This window comes from Legionella genomosp. 1 (assembly GCF_900640215.1).
GTDB lineage: Bacteria > Pseudomonadota > Gammaproteobacteria > Legionellales > Legionellaceae > Legionella_C > Legionella_C quinlivanii_A.
In genome coordinates, this window is record NZ_CAAAJH010000002.1 from 1 (window position 1) to 20,800 (window position 20,800).

Below are 20,800 nucleotides of genomic sequence, written 5' to 3' on the forward strand. Positions count from 1 at the left end.
TTTTCCGGTCGGTTTTGCTTCGTAAACAAATTTGATCATGAATTCGTATGCACTTCAATTCTTTTCTCGTCCTTATTGAGCAAACCTTAAAAACATAACTGCTCAATTAAATGACAGGATTCCTCAGCGCGAAAGGCGGGAATCTATTCCTCAGTCGGCATTGTGGCTAGCTCAGAGATGGATCCCCTTAATTTCGCGGGGATGACATTTTAATATACAATTGAGCTTAACTTAATGGCAGTGAGCCTAACCTCCTCAACCTGGAGGGTTTTCACGAGAGTCTTCATCTGACTGTGTCATGTCATCTCGAACGCAGTGAGAGATCTCCGAATGCACAAACCAGGATGTGGGAGATCTCTCACTGCGTTCGAGACGACGGCTTCCTGGTTTAAAATCAACTTTCCACGATTTTCTGAAAAGCCTGTAGAAACCCGTTCAGACTATGATAGCGTGAGGCCGTAAGAAGTTCAGCAGTCAAAGTCTTGCCTGAAGCATTCAGAATTTTACTCAAAGAGTCTCCAGGTCCCAGATCCACAATCAAATCATACTGATATTCTTTGATTAAGTTGCAGACATTAAACCAGTCCAGGCATTCCTGCAACTCCAGACTCAGCAAATCCCTTTCCTCTTCAGCTTTGTAAATTTTCCTTAACTTCAAAGGGCTGATAACAGGATATTGCATGAGATCAGCCTGAAAATTACCATTTAAAAAATGCTGAAACTCGACACTGGCCTGCCTGTAGAAGGGAGTATGTGAGGGCAACTGAATATTTAAAAATTTTATAAGCCTCAGACCTTCTGTTGATAGCCTTGAAGCAAGGCGTTTTAAATCAACACATTTTCCACCAATTACCAGATGCTGAGGCGAATTGATAATCGCTATATAGCAATGATATTCGGCTATCAATATTTGAATAGCCTTCCAGTCAAACTCTCCTTTAACGGTGATTAAATCATAATCCTCTGCTCCAGAGACTAAGGTATTCATTAACTGGCTTCGATGATGAAGCAGTTCTATTATTCGTTCAGGACTGGCATTGATGCTTGCTAAAAATGCGCTGGCTTCTCCCAGACTGTAGCCAGCCAGTTCGACCTGATGATTATTCAGCAGGGATTGTATTCTTGAAAATAAAATCAGTTGATAACAGCCAATAATAATCTGTACCCATCGAGGATTATCAATAGGGAGAGGCTGTAATAATAAATCAAGTTGCGCCAGAGAAGAAAAGGTTCTCAGTAAATCGTCAGCCTCATCATCCTGTTGAAAAAAATCAAAAAGTGTATTGTTCTGATACCCCTGCCCCGCAAAAAGGAATAGAATTCTCACGATTGCCTTCCAAAAATCTGCCGAAGAAAAAAGAGCAAACCCAACATATCGGCTACTCCCCCTGGACTAATATTTGCCTTTGAAAACAAGCGATGCAAATCATCAGCTGCGCGGATAGACTGTTCACGATTATTCGCTGAAATACTTTGCCGGATATGGCCACGGGCAAAAGCCAATCCCTCAGGACCTGTGCGGTACAACACATTAATATCATCCAGGTTCAACAAAAAGTGCTGATAGGCCAGCAAGCCAAAAAACAGGCTATCTCCCTGGATTGGAAATAACTCTGCATAAGCATCAAATACCAGGGCATACCCATCGATGGCTATTTGTCTTGCATCATTGACTGCATATTTTTGTCTGACCACAACACCGTGAGTATTCAGGTTAGTATGCTCTTTCTGCAAATATTCAGCCCATTGTTCGATTATTGCCGATTGCAGATCCCATAAAGAAAACTGGCGGAAACGCCGGCTCAGATTGCAAATGGTCGCACACAAAATACCCATTGAGAAAATTGCACCACGGTGGGTATTAATTCCTCCGGTAATCGACTGCATGGTCTTTTCCGCCTTGATTCCCAGCGGTACCAGATTCCGCGGAGCTAAATCCTCGGCAGCATGGCAACCTAAATGAACAAAATAATGTCTTAAACCGAACAAACTGCGAAAGAATAAACTGCCATCCATATCCGAATGCGCACCGCTGTCAACAAAACTTACCAGTCCTGGTTTTGGATATAAAGCCACTTCATCATATAAGGCTCGAACCGCCATTTTGGCAAAATAGCGGGCAATTTGCGAGATGCTAGTTAAGGAGTGATGGAAATGAGGCATACAGATTGTCTCTTTTTAGCAGGCTCAACTCATGGATTGATTTAAACAAGAGGGATTCCCCAGATTGTTGCAATAACTCCCTCCAGGAACAGTCGCCTAGTCCCGCAAAACGGATTTCTCCGTCAATCCTTTGCTGTGGAAATCGCGCCTGTAATTGGGCGTACAGGCTTTTTAAATCCGATAAGGACTGCTCCTTATAGTCGATCAACAAATCCAGATCGGACACCGCTTGAACATAGGGCTCTTTTGTCAGATACTGCCAGCAATAGGAGCCATAGACCTTAATTTCATAATCCAAATCCGGAAAAAGCTCCCTTAAGTCAGGCAGCTCGCTGACTCGGCTTATCGCTGAACAAGATAGAATGAAACTGGCGCGTATTTTCTTTACCTGCTCAGTCTGAAAATAAGGAATGGCCAGCTGGATCTGATGGACAGCAAGATCTGGAGGCTGGCGGGTCATAATTAGTGGATAGCCGCATTCTAGCCAATGCTTAAACAAGCGTAGGTTTTCCGGTGAACAATTGATATCCGGCACTGCCTGCTTATCGAGATAGCATAAATTATGTCTTAGATACCTCATAAATTTTCAATACTTTTTATAATATCGTAAGCTTCTTTTCGCCCGCCGTATAATTTGCCAAGTTTCGCGCGGTTATCTTCTTTAATCTCTGGATCTTGCAAACAATTTAACAACTCGCTGGCAACATCATCAATAACCAGCACCTTATGTAATCCTCCCAGACTGTGGAAATTCTCAACTCCCGGAGCAAAAACAGGGGAATTTTCGCTAATCTTTCTTAGTATATCGATATCGATTTTAGTGACCCTGGCCATCCCTTCCAGCCACATAACTGCGAGTTGAGTTCCTTCCAAAGCATAGATACGATCAGCCATCATGCCAAAAGCGATAAAACTCCCTCCAATCGCCTGATTATAGACCAGAGTAATCAAGGGATTGCCCGTTTGACGCGCCAAATGCAAACACTTTAGCAAATGGGCAAAACAGGCATACATTCCTAGCCATTCATCCCGCATGGATAATTTTTGTCCTGTCACATTGGTGAGTAACACAATGGGATCGGTATTATTGCTCTTGACAATTGCAAGGACATGATTTGCCATTTCCATCGCCTCATCGACACCGAAATCCGTGTCCTCTACCGTACCCAGTATATTAAATCGCCTGCCTTGAATGATTCCGCTCCCATGAACCACATGTTGATTAATCTCTGTTTCGCTGCTGTCAAAGCATTTTTCCAATAGATCTTTCAATGAAATTTTATTGCTGGACATGTTGATCTTCCTTAGCCAAAGCTAAAAACTGCTCATCCGAACAATTAAACACATCATGCGCGTAAACGTCTGGATGATATTGTTTTAGCCACTCGCCTTCTTCCTGACAATTACCCGCAGATGAAATTCGTTTTTGCAGAAATTCATGCTCCGCAAGCAGGGAATTCAAATCCAGACCTTGCCTATCAGCTGATTTCATACATCGTTTGATAGCGTCTAAAACCGCTGACATTTTATGGCCGCTGTATTCCTGAGCCGCTTTTTGCAGGTATCGTGTTCGACCACCATAAACTCGCCATACCAGGGGGCGGTTGCCGCTGTCAAAGACCTCAGCTCCTTTCACTGCCTGAATAACTTCTGCACCGGACACACCGATACGGGCATTCTGACTGACAATTAATGAATCCAGTGCGCCGCTGATAATGCCCATGCCGCCATAGGCCCCATTATTTCCACAAATCACACCAATTGTTTTTATTCCTGCAGTTCGGGCGTCAAGAATGGCACGAATGATTTCTGAAATTTCAATTTCACCGACATTGGCTTCCTGTAAGCGAACACCTCCACTGTCGATTAACAACAATATGGTTGACAGCCCCTGCTTGATAGCATAACGAATCAGTCCAATGAGCTTCGCACCATGTACTTCCCCTACTGCTCCGCCAAGAAAATCTTTTTGCTGGGCAGCAATTGCTACTCTCTCCCCATCGATTGAGGCTGTTCCAATCACCAGACCGTCATCACTCTCGACTTGTATCTCAAGCTGTGGCAATGTCGGGCTCGGCGTATTTTGCTCCAGCAGAAACTCCTCGAAGCTGTTTTTATCTACCAGAGAATAAATACGGTAACGAGCTGTTGCCTCGGCATAATTATCTTTAGTTTGATAGCCGGTTTGATAGGTTTCGATTGCCTGTCGCAGGCGTAATGAAACCACAGGAGGGGTGGCACCGGCATCATTCAGGCAAATAGTAACCCCGGCATAGGGATAATCCTCGATGAAACGCTCAATAACCGCATCCCAGGTCGGTTTAAAACCAGAGACGGCGGTGTTGACCTCAATCGTAGTCTGTTTATTATTAGCAGCCGCTTTGACAATCACCTCGAGATTTCCAGAACCTGCAACCCCTGCTTTAATTAATGGGGCTTCTGGAAGCGTTTGTGACAGATTAAAGGTATATTGATACTTTTCCATAATTCCTACCAACTTCTGAATTTATTGGGAGGACAATACAGTCCTTTTGAAATTTCAACCAAATCATGAATACTTTTAGCCGCCAAAAGATCGCGATCCGCCTCTTTTAAGGAAATACCGAGATCTTCCGGGCGCTTTATAATACCGCGCGAGCGAAGTTCATCCACCTTCGTCTTATCGCGTCCTAATCCCATTGGGGTATATCCGGCCACACCGCGAACCGCTTGCTCACGCTCATCCGCATTTCGGCATAAAAGAAGATTCGCTATCCCCTCTTCTGTGACGACATGGGAGATATCATCGCCATAAATCATAATAGGCGGTAAATCGGCATTCATTTCTTTCTGTAATTCCCAGGCATCCAGTTTTTCAACGAAAGTCGGCTTTCCGGCACTCTGAAATGTTTCCACCATTTGAATCACCAGTTTGCGTCCACGGGGCATCGCCTGAGAATCATGGCTATATTTTTCCTGACCCGCTTTAAGCCATGCAAAGGAAGAATGACGCCGCCCCAGGGTATCGCAGCCCATATTGGGTGCGCCGCCAAATCCGGCAATGCGTCCTTTGGTAGCAGTGGAACTATTAGCCTGTGCATCCATTTGCAGGGTCGCCCCAATAAATACATCGCAGGCATAGTGACCAGCTAACTGGCCAAACAGGCGATTGGAACGCAATGAACCATCTCGGCCCGTAAAAAACACATCGCTACGCGCCCGCACATAGTCGTTCATCCCTACCTCACCGCCTACACAGAAAATAGAACTGACAAACCCGCTCTCGATAGCAGGAATTAAGGTGGGTAAAGGATTAACCATCCAGTGCTGGCATATCTGGCCTTTTAAGCCCAAAGCATTTGCATAGGTAGGAAGGATAAGCTCGATAGCACAGGTATTGAAACCGACACCGTGGTTCAGACGATTCACCTGATAAGGGGCGTAAATCCCCTTAATCACCATCATTGCCATCAGTATTTTAACTTCATCAATTTGAGCGGGATCGCGGGTGAATAAAGGTTCGATGTAGGAAGGCGTTGGCGCCTTGACAATCACATCCACCCAATCGCCAGGAATATCGACTCTGGGCAATTGATCGACAATTTCATTGACCTGGACAATTACCAAGCCATTTTTAAAGGCCGTTGCCTCGACAATGCTCGGCGTTTCCTCAGTATTGGGCCCTGTGTATAAATTGCCCGCATGATCCGCTTTGTCGGCCGTCATCAGTGCGACATTGGGCGTTAAATCCATCGCATAGCGGGCATAAAGCTCATTATAAGTATGAATATTGCCAATTTTTAGCTGGCTTCGCTGGATCATTATCGCAAGACGCGTTGCCTGCGGTCCGGCAAAGGCAAAATCAATTTTTTCAGCGATTTCGCGTTCAAATAAATCAAGGTGCTCCGCCAGCGTTACTGCCGATTGAATCATGTGCAGCTTATACACTTTTTCCGGATTCACCGCACATAAACTGCGTGCTAAAAAGTCAGCCTGCTTCTGGTTATCTCCTTCCAGACAGACTTTGTCGTATGGCCTGATGGCCGCTTCGAGCAAAGGCAGAATATTTTTGATAGAGGTAATCTTGCCATTTTCCAAAAATGGCCTGATATCGCGAAGTCTGGCTTCATAATCCTGTCGATTCTTATTCCAATCCATAGTTTTTCATAAGCAGCGGTTTGTAATTTACTGTAGCATGAACCGATTACAGCAGAAAGCAAAGCCTTAAAGAATTGCATGAATCCTATTTACGACCAGGGCTGTAATCGGGGGGTATTTCTTTATGTATCTTTTGGCGTGTTCTTACTGGCGCGGCCCTCTCATTTGCTTGAATGGACGCAGGGGATTCGGTTTGGAGCGGCTCTTGCAAGTTCGATTCTTTTTTAGCTGCCTGCTTTCTTTTTTTGTTTTGTCCACTGAAAAACGTTGGGTCAGTATTGTGTCGGCCAGGAGTACGTTGGCGTTTAGCTTCTCGTGGTGGAACATTGCCCTCCTCTTTCGTCTGAGTTGTTGCAGGCGACGTTTCCTTGCTGCTCTTAAGCTTGTCATGCTGGGTCAATTCTTTCAATAGCTTATTAATCTCCGCCGAATAGACGAAGGATTTTTGTGCAATTTTATTCAGGATCACCTGGCAGTGCGCCCATTTTTCCTCTGCTATCAGTGAAGAAAATTTTTCAGAGGCACTGCTTTTGTGCTCAAGCAGTTTGGATAATGCGGACGGCCTCATATCCTTTATTAGCTCTTCAAGACAATCTGTCGTTTTTAGCCGCAATGCCCAGTCAAAAACAGTGAGCCCATCATCATCTTCAAGCATGAGATTGACTTTTTCTTTTCTGAATAATTCAATAATTTTACGTCTTGATTTGGCATCACCGGAACTCACTCCAAAATATTCCCCGGCCATTACCATATGAAAACTGGATAAGCCAGCTCTTCGAGACTGCATGGCAGGATCCGCCTTCATTTTTAATAATGCCTCGACTCCTTCTGCGAGCCCCAGATAGGAAGCTATCATTAAACTGCTGAGCCGCTCTGTGGTGCTATTTTCCTGCAATTCATTTTCGGGGGTGATAAACAAAACAGGAAGATCTGGATGTTCGAGAGCTCTTACCTCTTTTTTCTCTGCCAGAATATCCGCTAAAGCGATAGGCAGGATTGCTCTTTCGACCACATCCAAATACAAACCATTTAATTCACCAGGAGTGTTTGTCTCTTGGTTCTCGCCTTTATTATGAAATAAAACGGCTGTTTTTGAATATTCCTGCTGGTATTTGTGAAGCAGTTGCTTTGAATTATAGGGCCCATCGGAATGATGCAGGAAGACTCTTTGGATATCCCCATAATCATAGTCGTCTGAATAATTAACCAGTATCTGTTCTCCAGGCTCGATATCCCTTATCGCCATCACGACTATTTCAAAACTAACCTTTCCATCTTCTGTCCTGATTGGACGCTTGCGAAATTCCGCATTCGGTGTATGTTTACTCTCATTGAAAAATCGGGCAACGTTTCCGGAAAGCCTGGCATCAATAATCGTTTTTGATTGGCCAAGCCGCATGAAATAATGCGTATTGAGCTCCTCTTTTGGGATGCTGTTTGCATCATCTTCAGTAATTTTCGCGCCCTCGTAGACACAGAAAATTTCTTTGGCTTTTATTCTTGTTCTGGCCAGAACGCCTTTCCCTCCGAATAACAAATTGATACCAGTGACATCCAGTTTGGAGTCCAGATCGGCGTCATTATGCTTATAGGTAAAATTTTCCTCTGCAGCCAACTGCTTTTGATGGCCCTCGATGTCCATGTGGAATACCGCGGGCTCTTTAAAGTCTGAACCTGCAAGCCTGCCGAAATCAACTTCCTTATCTAATGACACCAAAGGCGGACTTTCTTTTGCAGGAGCAGGGCTTTGATCTTTATCACCTATCTCCTCTATCACTTCCTGGATTTCCTGTACTTCTGGTTGAATGACAACCGCAGCCGCGCCTTTTTCTTCTACCGTTTCTCTTTCTTTAGTAACTGGTTGAGCAGGCGCAACAGGAGTTTGAGTCCTGGGGCTATTGAAAATCGCTATCATCTGAGGCGTATTAGCGTATACGGACTTCCACAGCTGCATATTGATTAAAAAAAGATGATTTGGTAATTGATAAAAAGAAGTCATCCTGTCGCCCTTTAACAGCTCTTTATCTTCTTCTGATTCTACTTTTACCAGTTGTTCAAAATGATTTCTCGACAAAGTTTCCTTGGTACTGACTAAATCATATGCCATTGTTATCAGCGCTTTGGCGTGCAAAAGCTTTCCCTGAATCGACTCTTCTTTTATCCTGTTGCCTGAAGGCGTATTGCCTGGGAGACGTTTTACCGTGTCCATGGAAGCGGTAACAGTAATAGTTGATTTAAGTAATCCCTCAGCCGCTTTCACAAGTGCAAAAAAAAGACTGACTTTATCAAGAATGATTCTGCTGAACCTGTCATTTTGAACGACTAGAGGAATGGTTGATTTTAGCCCATTGTAAAGCGAGATAATCTTCTGATAATCTGCACAGGCTGCATCTGTTAAATCCCAATCCTCTATTGCATAATGCTTTTTCAATTCATAAAACACGATAAACTCGAGAATTGCAGAGATGGGTACTTCCGGGTGTTGTTTTGTTATTTCATCAACCACCTTGTCATCAAATGAAAGCGTGTCAATCATAAATAAATCCATCAACCCAATTGCCTTAAATTATAACACAAAGCAAAAAATTGGTGCGATAAGTACTTAAAATATCAGAGTTGTTATCTGTTGGAGATCCCTCGCTTCGCTCGGGATGACCGGGGGTTTAGCTCGAATGACCGGGGGTTTAGCTCGAATGACCTGGGTTTAGCTCGAATGACCTGGGTTTAGCTCGAATGACCTGGGTTTAGCTCGAATGACCTGGGTTTAGCTCGAATGACCTGGATTTAGCTCGGATAACCTGGGTTTAGCTCGGAATAACCTGGGTTTAGCTCGGAATAACCTGGGTTTAGCTCGGAATAACCGAGGGTTTACGTTAGTAATCGACAAAACAAGTTAACTTGCTTAAGCTGCTCAAGTGAAACGGCACTCGCATCAGGTAGCGAAGGGGAGTAAACAACGATTGCCAGACATTTAGCTCTTGATACCGCCACATTGAGCCGATTCTTATCCAGCAGAAAGTTTAATCCCCGTGGTGATTCTTCCCCATCACTGGCGCACATGCTAAGAAATACAATGGCTTCTTCCTGCCCCTGGAAGCGATCCACCGTTCCCACTTTGGCTTTTGGCCCTAAACTGAATTGAAGTTTATTGACCTGATGATTATAGGGTGCCACAAATAACATATCGCTCCAGCTAATGGTTCTTCGTGTACCATCAGTTTCAATATAGGTTCGTCCGCATAATTGCTGAGCCAGTGTTTTAACAACCTCTACCTCTTCTTCACTCGCCTGAGTATTGCCTTCATGAACAACGGGCACCGCAATAATTCCCGCCTCTCTATCTAAAATCCCTTCATAGGTTTCAGGCACTTCAATAATGCGTTTATGATTAAAAGGCGCGGTCTCAAGCTTCCCCTCATAAATCATTTCACTGATAAACGCATTGACAGCCGGGTGCATACGATAGGTCGTACCAAGAAAAATACCGCATTCCTCCGAAATCGTCGGGCTATGATGGAGTAAATAATCCAGAATGGAAGAACCGCTTTCCTCCGGATGACTCCCCTGGCAAGGCTGGGGCAATTGCATCTGATCGCCCATTAAAATAATATTACGGGCGGACTGACTCATTGCGATTAAATTAGCGACGCTCACCTGTCCTGCCTCATCAACAAACAGATAATCAAATTGCTCCGCCAATTCGGCTCTGGAAAAGCCCCAGGCGGTTGAGCCGATAACGCAAGCGTCCTGCAGCTCATCAATCATCTCTTTATTTTTTACCAGTTTAATATTTAATCGCTCCAGCATACCATCACTTTCCTTCGTGGAAACAAAATGCCCTGCAATCCCCTTTTCCTGACAATATTCCGCGCTACAGCAAAGCAAGTGATTCAAAGCCTTGTAAGCATTGGATGTCACTCCAATTTTTTTTCCCTGTATTAGCAATTCAGCGATGATATGTTTGGCAGTATAGGTCTTCCCTGCTCCTGGCGGACCTTGGATAACCAGATAACTGTTATCAAGATTTAAGACTGCATCAATTATTTGATTTAATCGAGTTGCTGGCTCATGGCTTGGCGCGATGGCCTGTCCTGGGAGTCTGTTTTTTATTCGAGGATAGGCTCGGCTTAAAAAATCCCCGATCGCCGTATTCAAGAGTTGATTCTCTATAAACCTGCTGGCCTGTGCATAAATGGCAGCAGGAATTGGATCGGGATTAATATAATCATCCGGGATTAGCGTAATGGTTTCATCAAGAGCTTCCTTCATCTGCAGCGTGATAAATCCCTCATTGATGCGGCTGCCTTCCTTTTCGAGAGTCACTTTCAGATTTTTTCCATCAGCGCCCTTTTTCCCTAACACATAATAAACACTTGAGTTGGGCTTAAACTCCTGTCTTAAATCGAACTGGTATTCATAAGCGAGATTTCGTGATCTTGGTGTGGGTAAGTAAGGCTCTTTCCCGGTTCGCGAACATAAAGCCAGGCATTCAATATCTTCCAGCAGCTCTTCTTCATCCATATCCATTCGTTCATACAGCTTCCAGATAAGCGGTTTTGCTTCCCGACGATGGAATTCGAGACACCATGCGAGTAATCTCGCGATTGCGGCTTCCTGAGGCTGGCCCTTTTGTATCAGTGTTTCTGAATGATCCAGCAATTCATTACGCAGTGTAATCGCCTGCGTCACTGCCTCTTTAAGTTCAGGATCCACCAATTCATTGTTTCCGGAATAATTAATTCCAGCTGCTGATTGCCTGTCTCTTAACCAGTCCACCAGTTCCTGGGTTGAATCGCAATCATCGCGATTATAGTCCCGAATCGATTTCAGGATTTTCGAGGACTGCCAGTCATGGCCATCAGGATTTTCTCGCCAATGCTCATAAACTGCCACTGAATCGCCGCCACTCGCCACCTCAGTCTCTCTTTTGGGTCGATAAAGATGTTCTATATTTTTTATCGAATAGCGTGGCTCGCCCACCAGCAGTGCATTTTTCACAATTTTATATAAATCGACAAAAACCCCATTACGAAGGAGTTGATCCACCTCGTATTCGCAAATGCCATAACGTCCCATTAAACGACGGCAGGCACTGATTTCATAACTGGCATAATGATAGATGTGCATGGCGGGATCCTGAATCCATCGCCGGTACACCCATTGTATAAAGCGGTTAAAACAATCCTTTTCCTCTTCTGCGTCATGCGCCCAGAAATCCTTGTATTGTCTGCTGCCATCTTCAGCAAAATAAGTGACTCCCCAAAGGTATTCCAATCCGCCCTCATATAAGGGATCGCCCTCGATATCAAAAAACACATCGGCCTTACAGGCTGGCGGCAGTAAATAGAAACCCGTATCTTCAGGATGCTCCAGAATCTTGAACAAGGGAATTTCTTTATTTTGACTGGCCTTCTGAATAGCGGCCTGAGCTTTTAGACGCGCCAATGTTTGCCTGTTGATTCCTTTCACATTATCTCCAGACTCAATCAGACTTTGCATGGTCGAAATCCCTGCTTTCTGCAGTTTTCTGATATGGGTTTTGCGAATATTGGCAACCTGGGCCAGATGATCCTGCTGGAAGAATATCTGCTTTGCATAGGCGCTCCATCGCTCATAAGAGCCTGACAGAGAAGGATCAGGACATTGGTCAGGATTAAACCCTGAGTGTGCCGCCAGAAATTTCTTTTTTAAATGCAGGTAATAATAAATATATTCCCTGAGTGCAAGGCGTTTATGTTCTCCTGAACCCAAAGAAACAACGATATTTTCCGGTCTTTTTACCTGGATAGTTTCCAGCATTTCAGAATAACAGCAGAGCTGTAAAATAAACTCTGGCTTCAACGATTTTGCCAGCTTGCTGTCCCAGACTTCATAATGATAGTCACCCAATACGCTTTGTCCGGTGACCTTGACCAGAAAATCAGCACGCCCTTTGAAGGGAATTAATTCCAGTGGTGCCTGATAGATGACATCGATACCGGCGCGCATCGCCTCGATGCTATCCACTATGCGATTGCTATCCGCAAGATTCGTCACACGAAGACCCTGGGCTTCAAATTTCAGCAGTTCCCCTAATTCATGAAGCACTCCCTCTTTCTGCAAAACGGCAGTCATCGAATCATTGGCATCCGGCTCCGGAGATAACTCAGGATGGGTTACATGAAGATGCTCCATCCAGGAAGCGAAAGGACTTTTGCTAAAAAGACTTAAATCGGAAGGAGAGAAAATCAGTTCCCCGGCTTGCAGATGCATGGAATACTCCAGTTATTAGGTAAAGAAACAATCCAGCTCGAACTTTGAACGTAACTCCCCAGGTACGTCATCCTGAAGTAGCATACGTCATTCTGAGCGTAGCGTACGTCATTCTGAGCGTAGCTTACGTCATCCTGAGCGTAGCGTACGTCATCCTGGGCGTAGCGTACGTCATCCTGGGCGTAGCGTACGTCATCCTGAGCGTAGCGTACGTCATCCTGAGCGTAGCGTACGTCATCCTGAGCGTAGCGTACGTCATCCTGAGCGTAGCGAAGGATCTCAAACTGCTTGGAACGGAGCCAGATTCAGGAGATCCTTCACTGCGTTCAGGATGACGTACCTGGGGAGGTGGCTTCACTCTGTTCGCAAAGACGACAGGTTAGTTCATTAGTTTTATTCATGCAACAACACCTGACAAGCTATGGCTAATCAAAAGACTGAGGCTTGGCTCTGGATTGTTTAAGTTGGCCCTGTCTGGACTTTTCATCCAGCATTTTCTGCTTTGAGCGCCGTGAACGCCGCCTTTTCTGCCGCTTTAATTTTTCAATATGCTGCTGCTTTTTTGATTTCTCATCGCTGATTAAGGCATTTAATTTTTCGCAGATTCTCATCCTGGCAAAATAGCGGTTGTCCTCGCGGCTTCGTGCATCCTGGCATTTGACCTCAATACCAGAGGGCAGATGTTTAAGATAAACCGTCGAAGCTGTTTTATGTAATTTTTGCCCGCCCTTGCCGCTGCCAATAATAAATTTTTCCTGCAAATCGCTGTCACTGATTCCAAGTCTCTCCATCCACTCGCTTAAACTGTTCCACTTGTCATTGTTAATCATAATTGTCTCAACATCATCCTGAACGAAGTGAACAATGGGAACTTAAAAAATTCTGTATTCTGGGAATAATCGTATTGCGAAATTTACTGCCATTGAAGAGGCCGTAATGGCCAACCTTGGGGGCCAGATAATATTGTTTCATCGAATCAGGAAGATTTTTGCATAAGCTGATTACAGATTTGGTCTGGCCAAGGCCGGTGATATCATCATTCTCCCCTTCGATGACCAATATGGATGTCTTTGTTATATCCTGTAATCGAATGTCTTTCCCTCTTGATTTGTATCGACCTCTGGCAAGCAGATGCTCCTGAAAAACGGTATGAATGGTTTGCATGTAAAATTCTGCAGTCAAATCCATAGTCGAGAAATACTCAAGATAAAACTGGATTGTTTTAAGCGCTTTATCTTTCTGATTTGCTCCATAATCATGAACAGCCGATAAAAGCGATTCGATATGCCGTTGCATATTCATGCTCATAAAACCGGAAAGCTGCATGAATCCAGGGTAAACGAGCCGCATTGCACCCGGAAAATGCCCGGGGACCATTGAAATCACATTTTGCTGAAACCAGTCATCCCCTCTTGAAACTGCCAGACGGTTTACTGCCGTAGGCGATTGGTTCGTATCAATGGGGCCGCCCAATAAAATCGCACAATGAGGCAGATGCGGATCATTATCGGTGGACATTAAAGCCAATGCGGCCAAAACAGGTACTGTCGGTTGGCAGACCGCCATTACAGAAAGATCAGGACCTAGTTGTCTGAAATAGGAAATGACGTAGTCAATGAAATCATTCAAGTCAAAAGCACCCTCTTTCAGCGGCACATCGCGTGCATTTTTCCAATCGGTGATATAGACGTCATAGAATGGCAGCAAGGCTTTGACCGTGTCTCTGAGTAATGTGGCATAATGACCCGACATGGGTGCTACCAGCAGCATCTTAGGCTGCGTTTCTCCTATGTTTCGTTTTTTAAAGTGAAGCAAATTGCAAAAGCTTTTATCATCAATAATCTCTTCAAACACATCAAAATAATCATCGCCTATCTGAACTTCTTTAATGTCAAATTCAGGCTTTTCATAAATATTGGTGACCATGTGGTATACATAAAAATATCCGGCTAATTCCCGGTAGTTTTTAACAGCCCCCTGAGTGAACTGGCTGATTGCATCAGTCTGCGTTTCAGATAAATAGGGAAGCGTCACCGGCAAATCCAGAGAGTTCGCAATTCTTTGGCAGCGTTTGGACAGGGTCAGACTGTAATCAGACAGGGGTTGAATAGCTCGCATTAGCCAATCATAGGCATTATACAAAGAACGATTATCGAGTGGATTGAACAACATGGGAATTCCTTTAAACGTGTAACTGCTCCTTGTGTATGCTTAGTATAGTTGATAAAAACAACTAGATCTTTTTATTTTTTTCTTTATAAAATGCTATAAAATCATCGACGTTAAGTGCTTTGGAGTAGAACCATCCCTGTCCGTATTCGACCTCTTTTGAATCCAGATATTCAGCCTGCTCAATCAGCTCTATCCCTTCTGCCAATATTTTGAGATTTAAAGTTTTTGCCATCTCAATAATATGAGGGGTCACATTGCTGGTCGCTGAGTTGGTGCGGATACTGGCTATGAAGGATTTATCAATCTTCAAAACATCCAATTCCAGATTATGAAGGTAGGAGAGACTTGAATACCCCGTTCCGAAATCATCAATAGCCACCACATAACCCAGACTTCTGGCGTTTTGGATCATTTCTTTTGCAAAAGCCAATTCAACAAAAGCACGCTCGGTAATCTCTAACCAGATCTGACGGTTTAAAATAAAGGTATTAGCAAGTTTAGCCTCGAGGATTTTAAGGATCTGCCCTTTTTTTATGTCAGCCGCACTCAAGTTAATTGAAATATGCAAGTCTCGATCAACTGATAGTAGCTTGCCTAAATCCGTGATTATCAGGTCGATCACCTGTTCTGTGATCTGAGTAATTAATCCCTCATTTTCCGCAATCGGTATGAACAACTCAGGAGATATCTCCTTGCCGCTGGCACGAGGCCAACGGATTAAAGCTTCAGCGCCAACGCATTGGCCTGTTTTCAAGGCTACAATAGGCTGGTAAAGCAGGTGGAGTTTTTTATTTTTTATTGCTGAGGCAAGTTCGCCGGCAATTGAAGGCGATGCTGTGAAAGATAAATAACCAAACCAATAATAAATGCGGAGATTGCAATAGCTAATGGCAATAACAAGCCCAGTTCATTTCTCAACTCATTGTATAATACTTCTCGCGACTCTATTGCAGTCGCAACGAAACCTTCATCACTTGAGGTATCAGCGATAATTTTATCGTCGACTTGCTCATGATCCTGCGAAAACTGTTTTACCAGCTTCATATCTGGCTGATTGCGCTCTGCAATTAACAGGCCTTTTTGAGTGGTCAGGGCTATTTGTATTGAATGGTCAACGAGAATATCAAGAAAACGAAGAGGGTCTACCAGAATATAGTAATTTCCATATTGGAAGGCTATTAATAACTTGTTATTTCTTACCGTCGATTGTATGTTGAAAGAAGCACCAAATCCTCTTATTGTAATCAGATCCGGTGCATACTGGGAAACAGGAGTGTTAAAAGCACCCCAAATGGAACATTTTAACAAGCCATTCTCAAAAAAGCCGATTTCCTCCACTACCGGATTATCGACAGTCATTTTTCGCATGACGTTTACATGCTCAGGAGAGCAAACGGGCTGGATTTTCAACCTGTTCAGCTCATATAAAGTTTCCCTGGCCAGGCCTGCTGTATGCGAGGCGCGCTTAACGACTTCATGGGTAATATTCGACAAATGCTTCTGCTCAGTTTGAATGGCACGCTCAATTGATAGATACAGCACAACAAGAATGGGGATTACTGCACCCACGATTGCCAATAGGATTGCGACAATAATCAGTTTTGCACGTTCCAAGGGATGTCCTTTTTGTTGCTGTTGTATGGGCTCGCTGATATTAAGTTAAATTTAAGCGTAAATTTATATTAAACTGTCATCCCAGCGGAGAGCGGGTAACCATCTCTGAGCTCGCTATAATGCCAACTGAGAAATGGATTCCCGCATTCTCGGGAATGACAAAATTTCCGTAACTTAATGACAGTGGCATTAAAGCTTTCCTATACGCTACGGCCTTTCATAAGCCCCGACTCCCAATGATTTATCTTTCTGGCCGCCGTTTTGAATCCTGTACAGAATGCAATAAAAGGCAGGAACCAGGAACATGGTAATGATAGTGCCCACCGTCAGACCAAACATAATGGTTACTGCCAATGAAACCCAAAAAACGTCCTGCAATAAAGGAATCACGCCCAAAATGGTAGTTACGGCGGCATTGACTACTGGCGACAGCCGACTGACACCTGCCGAGACCACCGCTTCATAGGGCTTCATCCCTTCCGCAAGATTAATATTGATTTGATCAAGAAGAACAATCGAGTTCTTAATCATCATCCCTGATAAACTCATTGCACCCAGTAATGCGATGAACCCAAAAGGAACCCCGGTCATCAGTAAACCTGCGGTCACACCAATCATCGCAAACGGAATAACTGCAATAATGATTAGCGGGGGCCGGTACGAATTAAACAGCATCACAATAATCATTAACATGATCACAACTGCCGGAAATAATCCTGGCTTTAAGGCACTTGCAGACTCATTACTGCTTTTGTATTCACCATCCCAGGTGAGTGTATAACCAGGAGGCAGTTTAATTTTTTCAAACTGCGGCAAAATACTGTTTCGCAATGTACTCGCAGTTACCTGATAAGGAGAACACTGAACGGTAATAGCCCGTTTGCGATCCCAGCGCCAGATAATGGGATCAGTCCAGGATAATTCAATACCATCAATTACCTGCGCCACAGGAATTGTTTTGCTTGAGAGTGCGGTACTCACCTGCTGAGCAGGCAGATCAACTGCTGCACGCTCTCGTTCTACCAAAGGCTGACGTAAAATAATAGGAATCAAGTTGTCTTCTTCCCGATAAAGCCCAATGGGTATCCCGTCACTGGCTCTTTTCAAAGCCTGTGCCAGATCGGGACGAGAAATACCTGCCCAACGGGCACGCTCCTGCTGATAATCAGGAACCACTTGTAAAACGCGCTCACGCCAGTCAGTCCTCACGTCAATCGCATAAGGGCTTGCTTTTAGTATTGCCATCGCCTGATCAGCGAGATTGCGCAGTATGGCCGGATCAGCATTGGCAGGACCGCTAAAACGGGCTGCAATCTTCCAGTTGTTAAATGCGCCTACCGCGTACTTCCTCACTCTTACCAGCGATTGAGGGAAAGTTTTTTCATTCCATGCCGGTAAACTGGCAACTAATTTATCGACTTCCTGCAAGTCCTTAACATTCACTATGATCTGCGCGTAAGAAGAGTAAGGAAATTCGGATTCAACAGGTAAGTAAAATCGGGGCGGTCCCTGACCAATAAAACTGCTGACGCTGACTACACCCGAATCGTCCAGTAGTTTTTTTTCCAGGGTTTTAACATCAGCTGAAACATCCTGAATTCTTGTGCCTTCCGGCGCCCAATAATCAATCATGACCTGAAAGCGCGAGGAATCAGGAAAATACATAATCGGTACAAAACGAAAACCAACGATAGATAATATAAGTAAAGCAATCATGGTTACAGAAAAAATTAAACGATAACGAATACCTGCTTCAAGTAGAGAGCGGTAAACTTTGTAAAACCGGCTGTTGTATTGTTGGTTATCATCCCCGGTTTCCTTGGGTTGCGGCATAAAAGAAATACATAAAAGCGGTGTAACAGTTTGGGACAATACCCAGCTTAAAAGTAATGAAACTGCAATCACAGTAAACAGACTGCCAGCGTATTCTCCTGTGTCATAGCTTGAGGCAAATATAGGATAAAACGCCATCGAGGCAACAAGAGTCGCTCCAAGCAACGGCCAGGCTGAAATGTCGGCTGCTTCAATGGCTGCGGTTTCGCGATCCATTCCCTTTTTCACACGAATCATAAATCCATCTGCAACGACGATGGCATTATCCACCATCATTCCCATCGCAATGATTAGCGCCCCTAATGAAACACGCTGGAGATCGATGTGTAATAGTTGCATCACGATAAATGTGCCCAGAATCGCCAGAATAAGCCCGGAGACCCCTATGATCATTCCCGCAGTAAAACCCATAGTAAAGGTGAGAACGATCAGTACAATAACAACCGCTTCCAGTAAATTAATTAAAAAAGCATTAATTGACTCAGCAACGATATCGGATTGCCAGGAAATTTTGTGTATTTCGATTCCTTTCGGCAAAGCGCTCTGAATTTCATTGATACGCGCATCAATTGCCTTGCCGACCTCTACCGCATTAACTCCAGATAAGGGGGCTAAAGCAATTCCAATTGAGGGGAGTCCCGAATAGCGCATTAATTGTTTGGGCGGATCGATGTATTCTTCTTTCACCTCGGCAAAATCACGAATACGGATGATCTCATCGCTTTGTTTACCCGCTTTAACTTTTAACTCCGGCGTGATGGCTAAATCGCCAATTGCCTCGGCTTTACTAAACTCACCGGTTGGTGCAACTCGAAGACGCTGCTCCTGAAAATCCACAAAGCCGGCATCTACAACCTGATTTTGTAATTTCAGGGTTCTCTCGAGATCAGCCGTTGTAATCCCCAGCTGTGACAACTGGGTATTGGAAATGTCCAGATAAATCCGTTTTTCCTGAACCCCCCATAAATCGACACGAGCCACACCCGGGACAATGCTTAATTCTTTTTGCAAAATTTTGGTGTAATGTTCCAATTCCGCGTAACTATATCCGTCTGAACTCACTGCCAGTAAAAACCCAAACACGTAGCCGTAATCGTCTCCGACTACAGGCAGACTAGCCCCCGGCGGCAGCTTGTCCTGAATATCTCTTAATTTTTTTCTTAACGTATCCCACACCTGCGGCAGGCGATCAGACCAGTATTCGTTTTTAATATTTACTTTGATAATGGATAGTCCGGGTCTTGAAATGGAAGAGATATCCTTCACCTCAGACATTTCCTGAATTTTTTTCTCAAGTAAATCGGTTACTTCAAGTTCCACCTGCTCAGCACTGGCACCTGGATAATGGGTAGTGATGATCGCAGTTTTTACTGTGAACTCAGGATCTTCTAAACGACCAAGATTGAAAAAGCAGACAGTGCCGGTAATGGTTAATAACAACACAAGAAACCAGGCTACTTTTTTACTTTTAACGGCACTATTAGCCAGTGAGCTCATTTTTTCTTATCTTCTTGATTTAAAATACTAACCACATCGCCTTCCTTCAGACTGTGGATTCCAGCAATCACCAGCCAATCCCCGGCTTTTATGCCTTTCAGGACCGATAGTCCGCTTGGAGTCAACTCGCCTATCTGAATTTCCTGCTGATGAACGCGGCCGCTTTCCGGATCAACAAGCCAGACAAATGTTTTATTAGTGTCTCCCACCGTCAATACCGCTGATACGGGCACTGTTAATTCAGACTGTGTATTTTTTTTCTTGATTACCCCCTTCGCCTTGCCTGCCATACCTGGCAAAATTTCAATATCTTTTGGCTGTTGCAAGAGCAGGGTTACAGGGTAGGTGCGAGTATCCGGAGAGGCTTCGTTGCTGATTTCCTTAATCTGAGCGGGAATGGAGTGCGTGGGAAATGCATCAAACAGCACTACGATATTGCTTACTGAGGACATGAGACTAATGGCACTTTCAGGAATTTGAATCACCATTTCAATTTCTGAAATATTAAGCAACCTTGCTACCTGCTGGTGACTGGAAATCGTCTGGAAATTTTCAACATATAAGTTAGCAATCTGACCATCGAATGGCGCCTTGATAACACTGTCTACTAATGCTTTTTCGGCTAACTCTAGATTGGATTGAGCCATAATCCATTTTGACTCGACCAAATCATAATCTGATTTGGAAATGTGACCTTTTCCTACCAGCTCCTTAGCGCGCTGATAATTTTGCTTATCGCGCATGAATTCCGCCTTGGCAGCCTTTACCTTCGCCTGAAAATCCCTGGGATCCAGCTTGGCGACCAGGTCCCCTTTTTTTATTTTGTCACCGATTTTAACGGGTAGTTCAATGAGTGATCCGGCTACATTAAACGAAAGATCAACTTCCTGAGACGCTTTGGCCTTCCCTGGGAAAAATCGGCCATCGAGTGCTGTGGCGTTTCCTATTTGAATGGCTTTGACCGGTCGTGCCTGGGCAGTGGTTTTATTGTTCTTTTCATTTTCGCTGCAAGATAAAAGTAATAAAGCCGCAATCGCATATCCCACATAACATAAGCCCCTTGGAAACAGCTTCATGATTATCCTTAATTAAGTATTCCTTTTTCCCGTACAGACGGAAATCCATCCTTACT

At 44.2% G+C, this 20,800-nt stretch carries 14 protein-coding genes; all 14 read right to left on the bottom strand.

The genetic code is table 11. The annotated features are described in order from the left end of the window. Window positions 1-394: 394 nt before the first annotated feature. Window positions 395-1,327: a malonate decarboxylase subunit epsilon gene (locus E1O89_RS02235; protein ID WP_133138758.1), complete on the bottom strand. Its 933-nt coding sequence runs from the start codon at window positions 1,325-1,327 to the stop codon at window positions 395-397. After that, window positions 1,324-2,163, bottom strand: coding sequence for a triphosphoribosyl-dephospho-CoA synthase MdcB (locus E1O89_RS02240; protein ID WP_133138759.1), 840 nt, complete (start codon window positions 2,161-2,163; stop codon window positions 1,324-1,326). The genes E1O89_RS02235 and E1O89_RS02240 overlap by 4 nt, the downstream gene beginning before the upstream one ends. Next, window positions 2,135-2,743, bottom strand: a complete 609-nt coding sequence (gene mdcG, locus E1O89_RS02245; RefSeq protein ID WP_133138760.1) for a malonate decarboxylase holo-[acyl-carrier-protein] synthase — start codon at window positions 2,741-2,743, stop codon at window positions 2,135-2,137. Before mdcG ends, E1O89_RS02240 begins: the two co-directional genes overlap by 29 nt. Next, window positions 2,740-3,456, bottom strand: a complete 717-nt coding sequence (gene mdcE / locus E1O89_RS02250) for a biotin-independent malonate decarboxylase subunit gamma (protein ID WP_133138761.1) — start codon at window positions 3,454-3,456, stop codon at window positions 2,740-2,742. The genes mdcG and mdcE overlap by 4 nt, the downstream gene beginning before the upstream one ends. Further along, window positions 3,443-4,648 carry a biotin-independent malonate decarboxylase subunit beta gene (gene mdcD / locus E1O89_RS02255; RefSeq protein WP_133138762.1) on the bottom strand — a complete coding sequence of 402 codons (1,206 nt, stop codon included), beginning with the start codon at window positions 4,646-4,648 and terminating at the stop codon, window positions 3,443-3,445. Before mdcD ends, mdcE begins: the two co-directional genes overlap by 14 nt. Before the next feature lie 5 nt (window positions 4,649-4,653). After that, window positions 4,654-6,300, bottom strand: coding sequence for a malonate decarboxylase subunit alpha (gene mdcA, locus E1O89_RS02260; RefSeq protein WP_133138763.1), 1,647 nt, complete (start codon window positions 6,298-6,300; stop codon window positions 4,654-4,656). Window positions 6,301-6,385: 85 nt separating this feature from the next. Then, window positions 6,386-8,836 carry an SET domain-containing protein-lysine N-methyltransferase gene (locus tag E1O89_RS02265; protein ID WP_165483038.1) on the bottom strand — a complete coding sequence of 817 codons (2,451 nt, stop codon included), beginning with the start codon at window positions 8,834-8,836 and terminating at the stop codon, window positions 6,386-6,388. 332 nt (window positions 8,837-9,168) lie between these two features. Then, window positions 9,169-12,552 (bottom strand): TM0106 family RecB-like putative nuclease, encoded by a 3,384-nt coding sequence (locus E1O89_RS02270; RefSeq protein ID WP_133138765.1) that lies wholly within the window; start codon window positions 12,550-12,552, stop codon window positions 9,169-9,171. A 425-nt stretch (window positions 12,553-12,977) separates the two neighbouring features. Next, the gene (locus E1O89_RS02275; RefSeq protein WP_133138766.1) at window positions 12,978-13,382 is read right to left on the bottom strand and encodes a peptide chain release factor family protein; all 405 of its coding nucleotides are present in this window, start codon (window positions 13,380-13,382) and stop codon (window positions 12,978-12,980) included. Window positions 13,383-13,395: 13 nt separating this feature from the next. Continuing rightward, a complete protein-coding gene (gene phaZ, locus E1O89_RS02280; RefSeq protein WP_133138767.1) occupies window positions 13,396-14,724 on the bottom strand; it encodes a polyhydroxyalkanoate depolymerase in 1,329 nt (442 codons plus the stop codon). Window positions 14,725-14,785: 61 nt separating this feature from the next. Next, the gene (locus E1O89_RS02285; RefSeq protein ID WP_262337371.1) at window positions 14,786-15,478 is read right to left on the bottom strand and encodes an EAL domain-containing protein; all 693 of its coding nucleotides are present in this window, start codon (window positions 15,476-15,478) and stop codon (window positions 14,786-14,788) included. Window positions 15,479-15,519: 41 nt separating this feature from the next. After that, on the bottom strand, window positions 15,520-16,338 hold the full coding sequence (locus tag E1O89_RS02290; RefSeq protein ID WP_165483039.1) for a CSS-motif domain-containing protein: 819 nt from the start codon (window positions 16,336-16,338) through the stop codon (window positions 15,520-15,522). 207 nt (window positions 16,339-16,545) lie between these two features. Next, window positions 16,546-19,668, bottom strand: coding sequence for an efflux RND transporter permease subunit (locus tag E1O89_RS02295; protein WP_133138770.1), 3,123 nt, complete (start codon window positions 19,666-19,668; stop codon window positions 16,546-16,548). Beyond that, entirely contained in the window at window positions 19,665-20,744 is a 1,080-nt protein-coding gene (locus E1O89_RS02300; protein ID WP_133138771.1) for an efflux RND transporter periplasmic adaptor subunit, read from the bottom strand. The genes E1O89_RS02295 and E1O89_RS02300 overlap by 4 nt, the downstream gene beginning before the upstream one ends. Between the last annotated feature and the right edge of the window lie 56 nt (window positions 20,745-20,800).

Excerpts from the sequence above, each read along its gene's own strand:
- E1O89_RS02240 (WP_133138759.1), bottom strand. The coding sequence starts at position 2,163 with ATGCCTCATTTCCATCACTCCTTAACTAGCATCTCGCAAATTGCCCGC.
- mdcG (WP_133138760.1), bottom strand. The coding sequence starts at position 2,743 with ATGAGGTATCTAAGACATAATTTATGCTATCTCGATAAGCAGGCAGTG.
- mdcE (WP_133138761.1), bottom strand. The coding sequence starts at position 3,456 with ATGTCCAGCAATAAAATTTCATTGAAAGATCTATTGGAAAAATGCTTT.
- mdcD (WP_133138762.1), bottom strand. The coding sequence starts at position 4,648 with ATGGAAAAGTATCAATATACCTTTAATCTGTCACAAACGCTTCCAGAA.
- mdcA (WP_133138763.1), bottom strand. The coding sequence starts at position 6,300 with ATGGATTGGAATAAGAATCGACAGGATTATGAAGCCAGACTTCGCGAT.
- E1O89_RS02265 (WP_165483038.1), bottom strand. The coding sequence starts at position 8,836 with ATGATTGACACGCTTTCATTTGATGACAAGGTGGTTGATGAAATAACA.
- E1O89_RS02270 (WP_133138765.1), bottom strand. The coding sequence starts at position 12,552 with ATGCATCTGCAAGCCGGGGAACTGATTTTCTCTCCTTCCGATTTAAGT.
- E1O89_RS02275 (WP_133138766.1), bottom strand. The coding sequence starts at position 13,382 with ATGATTAACAATGACAAGTGGAACAGTTTAAGCGAGTGGATGGAGAGA.
- phaZ (WP_133138767.1), bottom strand. The coding sequence starts at position 14,724 with ATGTTGTTCAATCCACTCGATAATCGTTCTTTGTATAATGCCTATGAT.
- E1O89_RS02295 (WP_133138770.1), bottom strand. The coding sequence starts at position 19,668 with ATGAGCTCACTGGCTAATAGTGCCGTTAAAAGTAAAAAAGTAGCCTGG.
- E1O89_RS02300 (WP_133138771.1), bottom strand. The coding sequence starts at position 20,744 with ATGAAGCTGTTTCCAAGGGGCTTATGTTATGTGGGATATGCGATTGCG.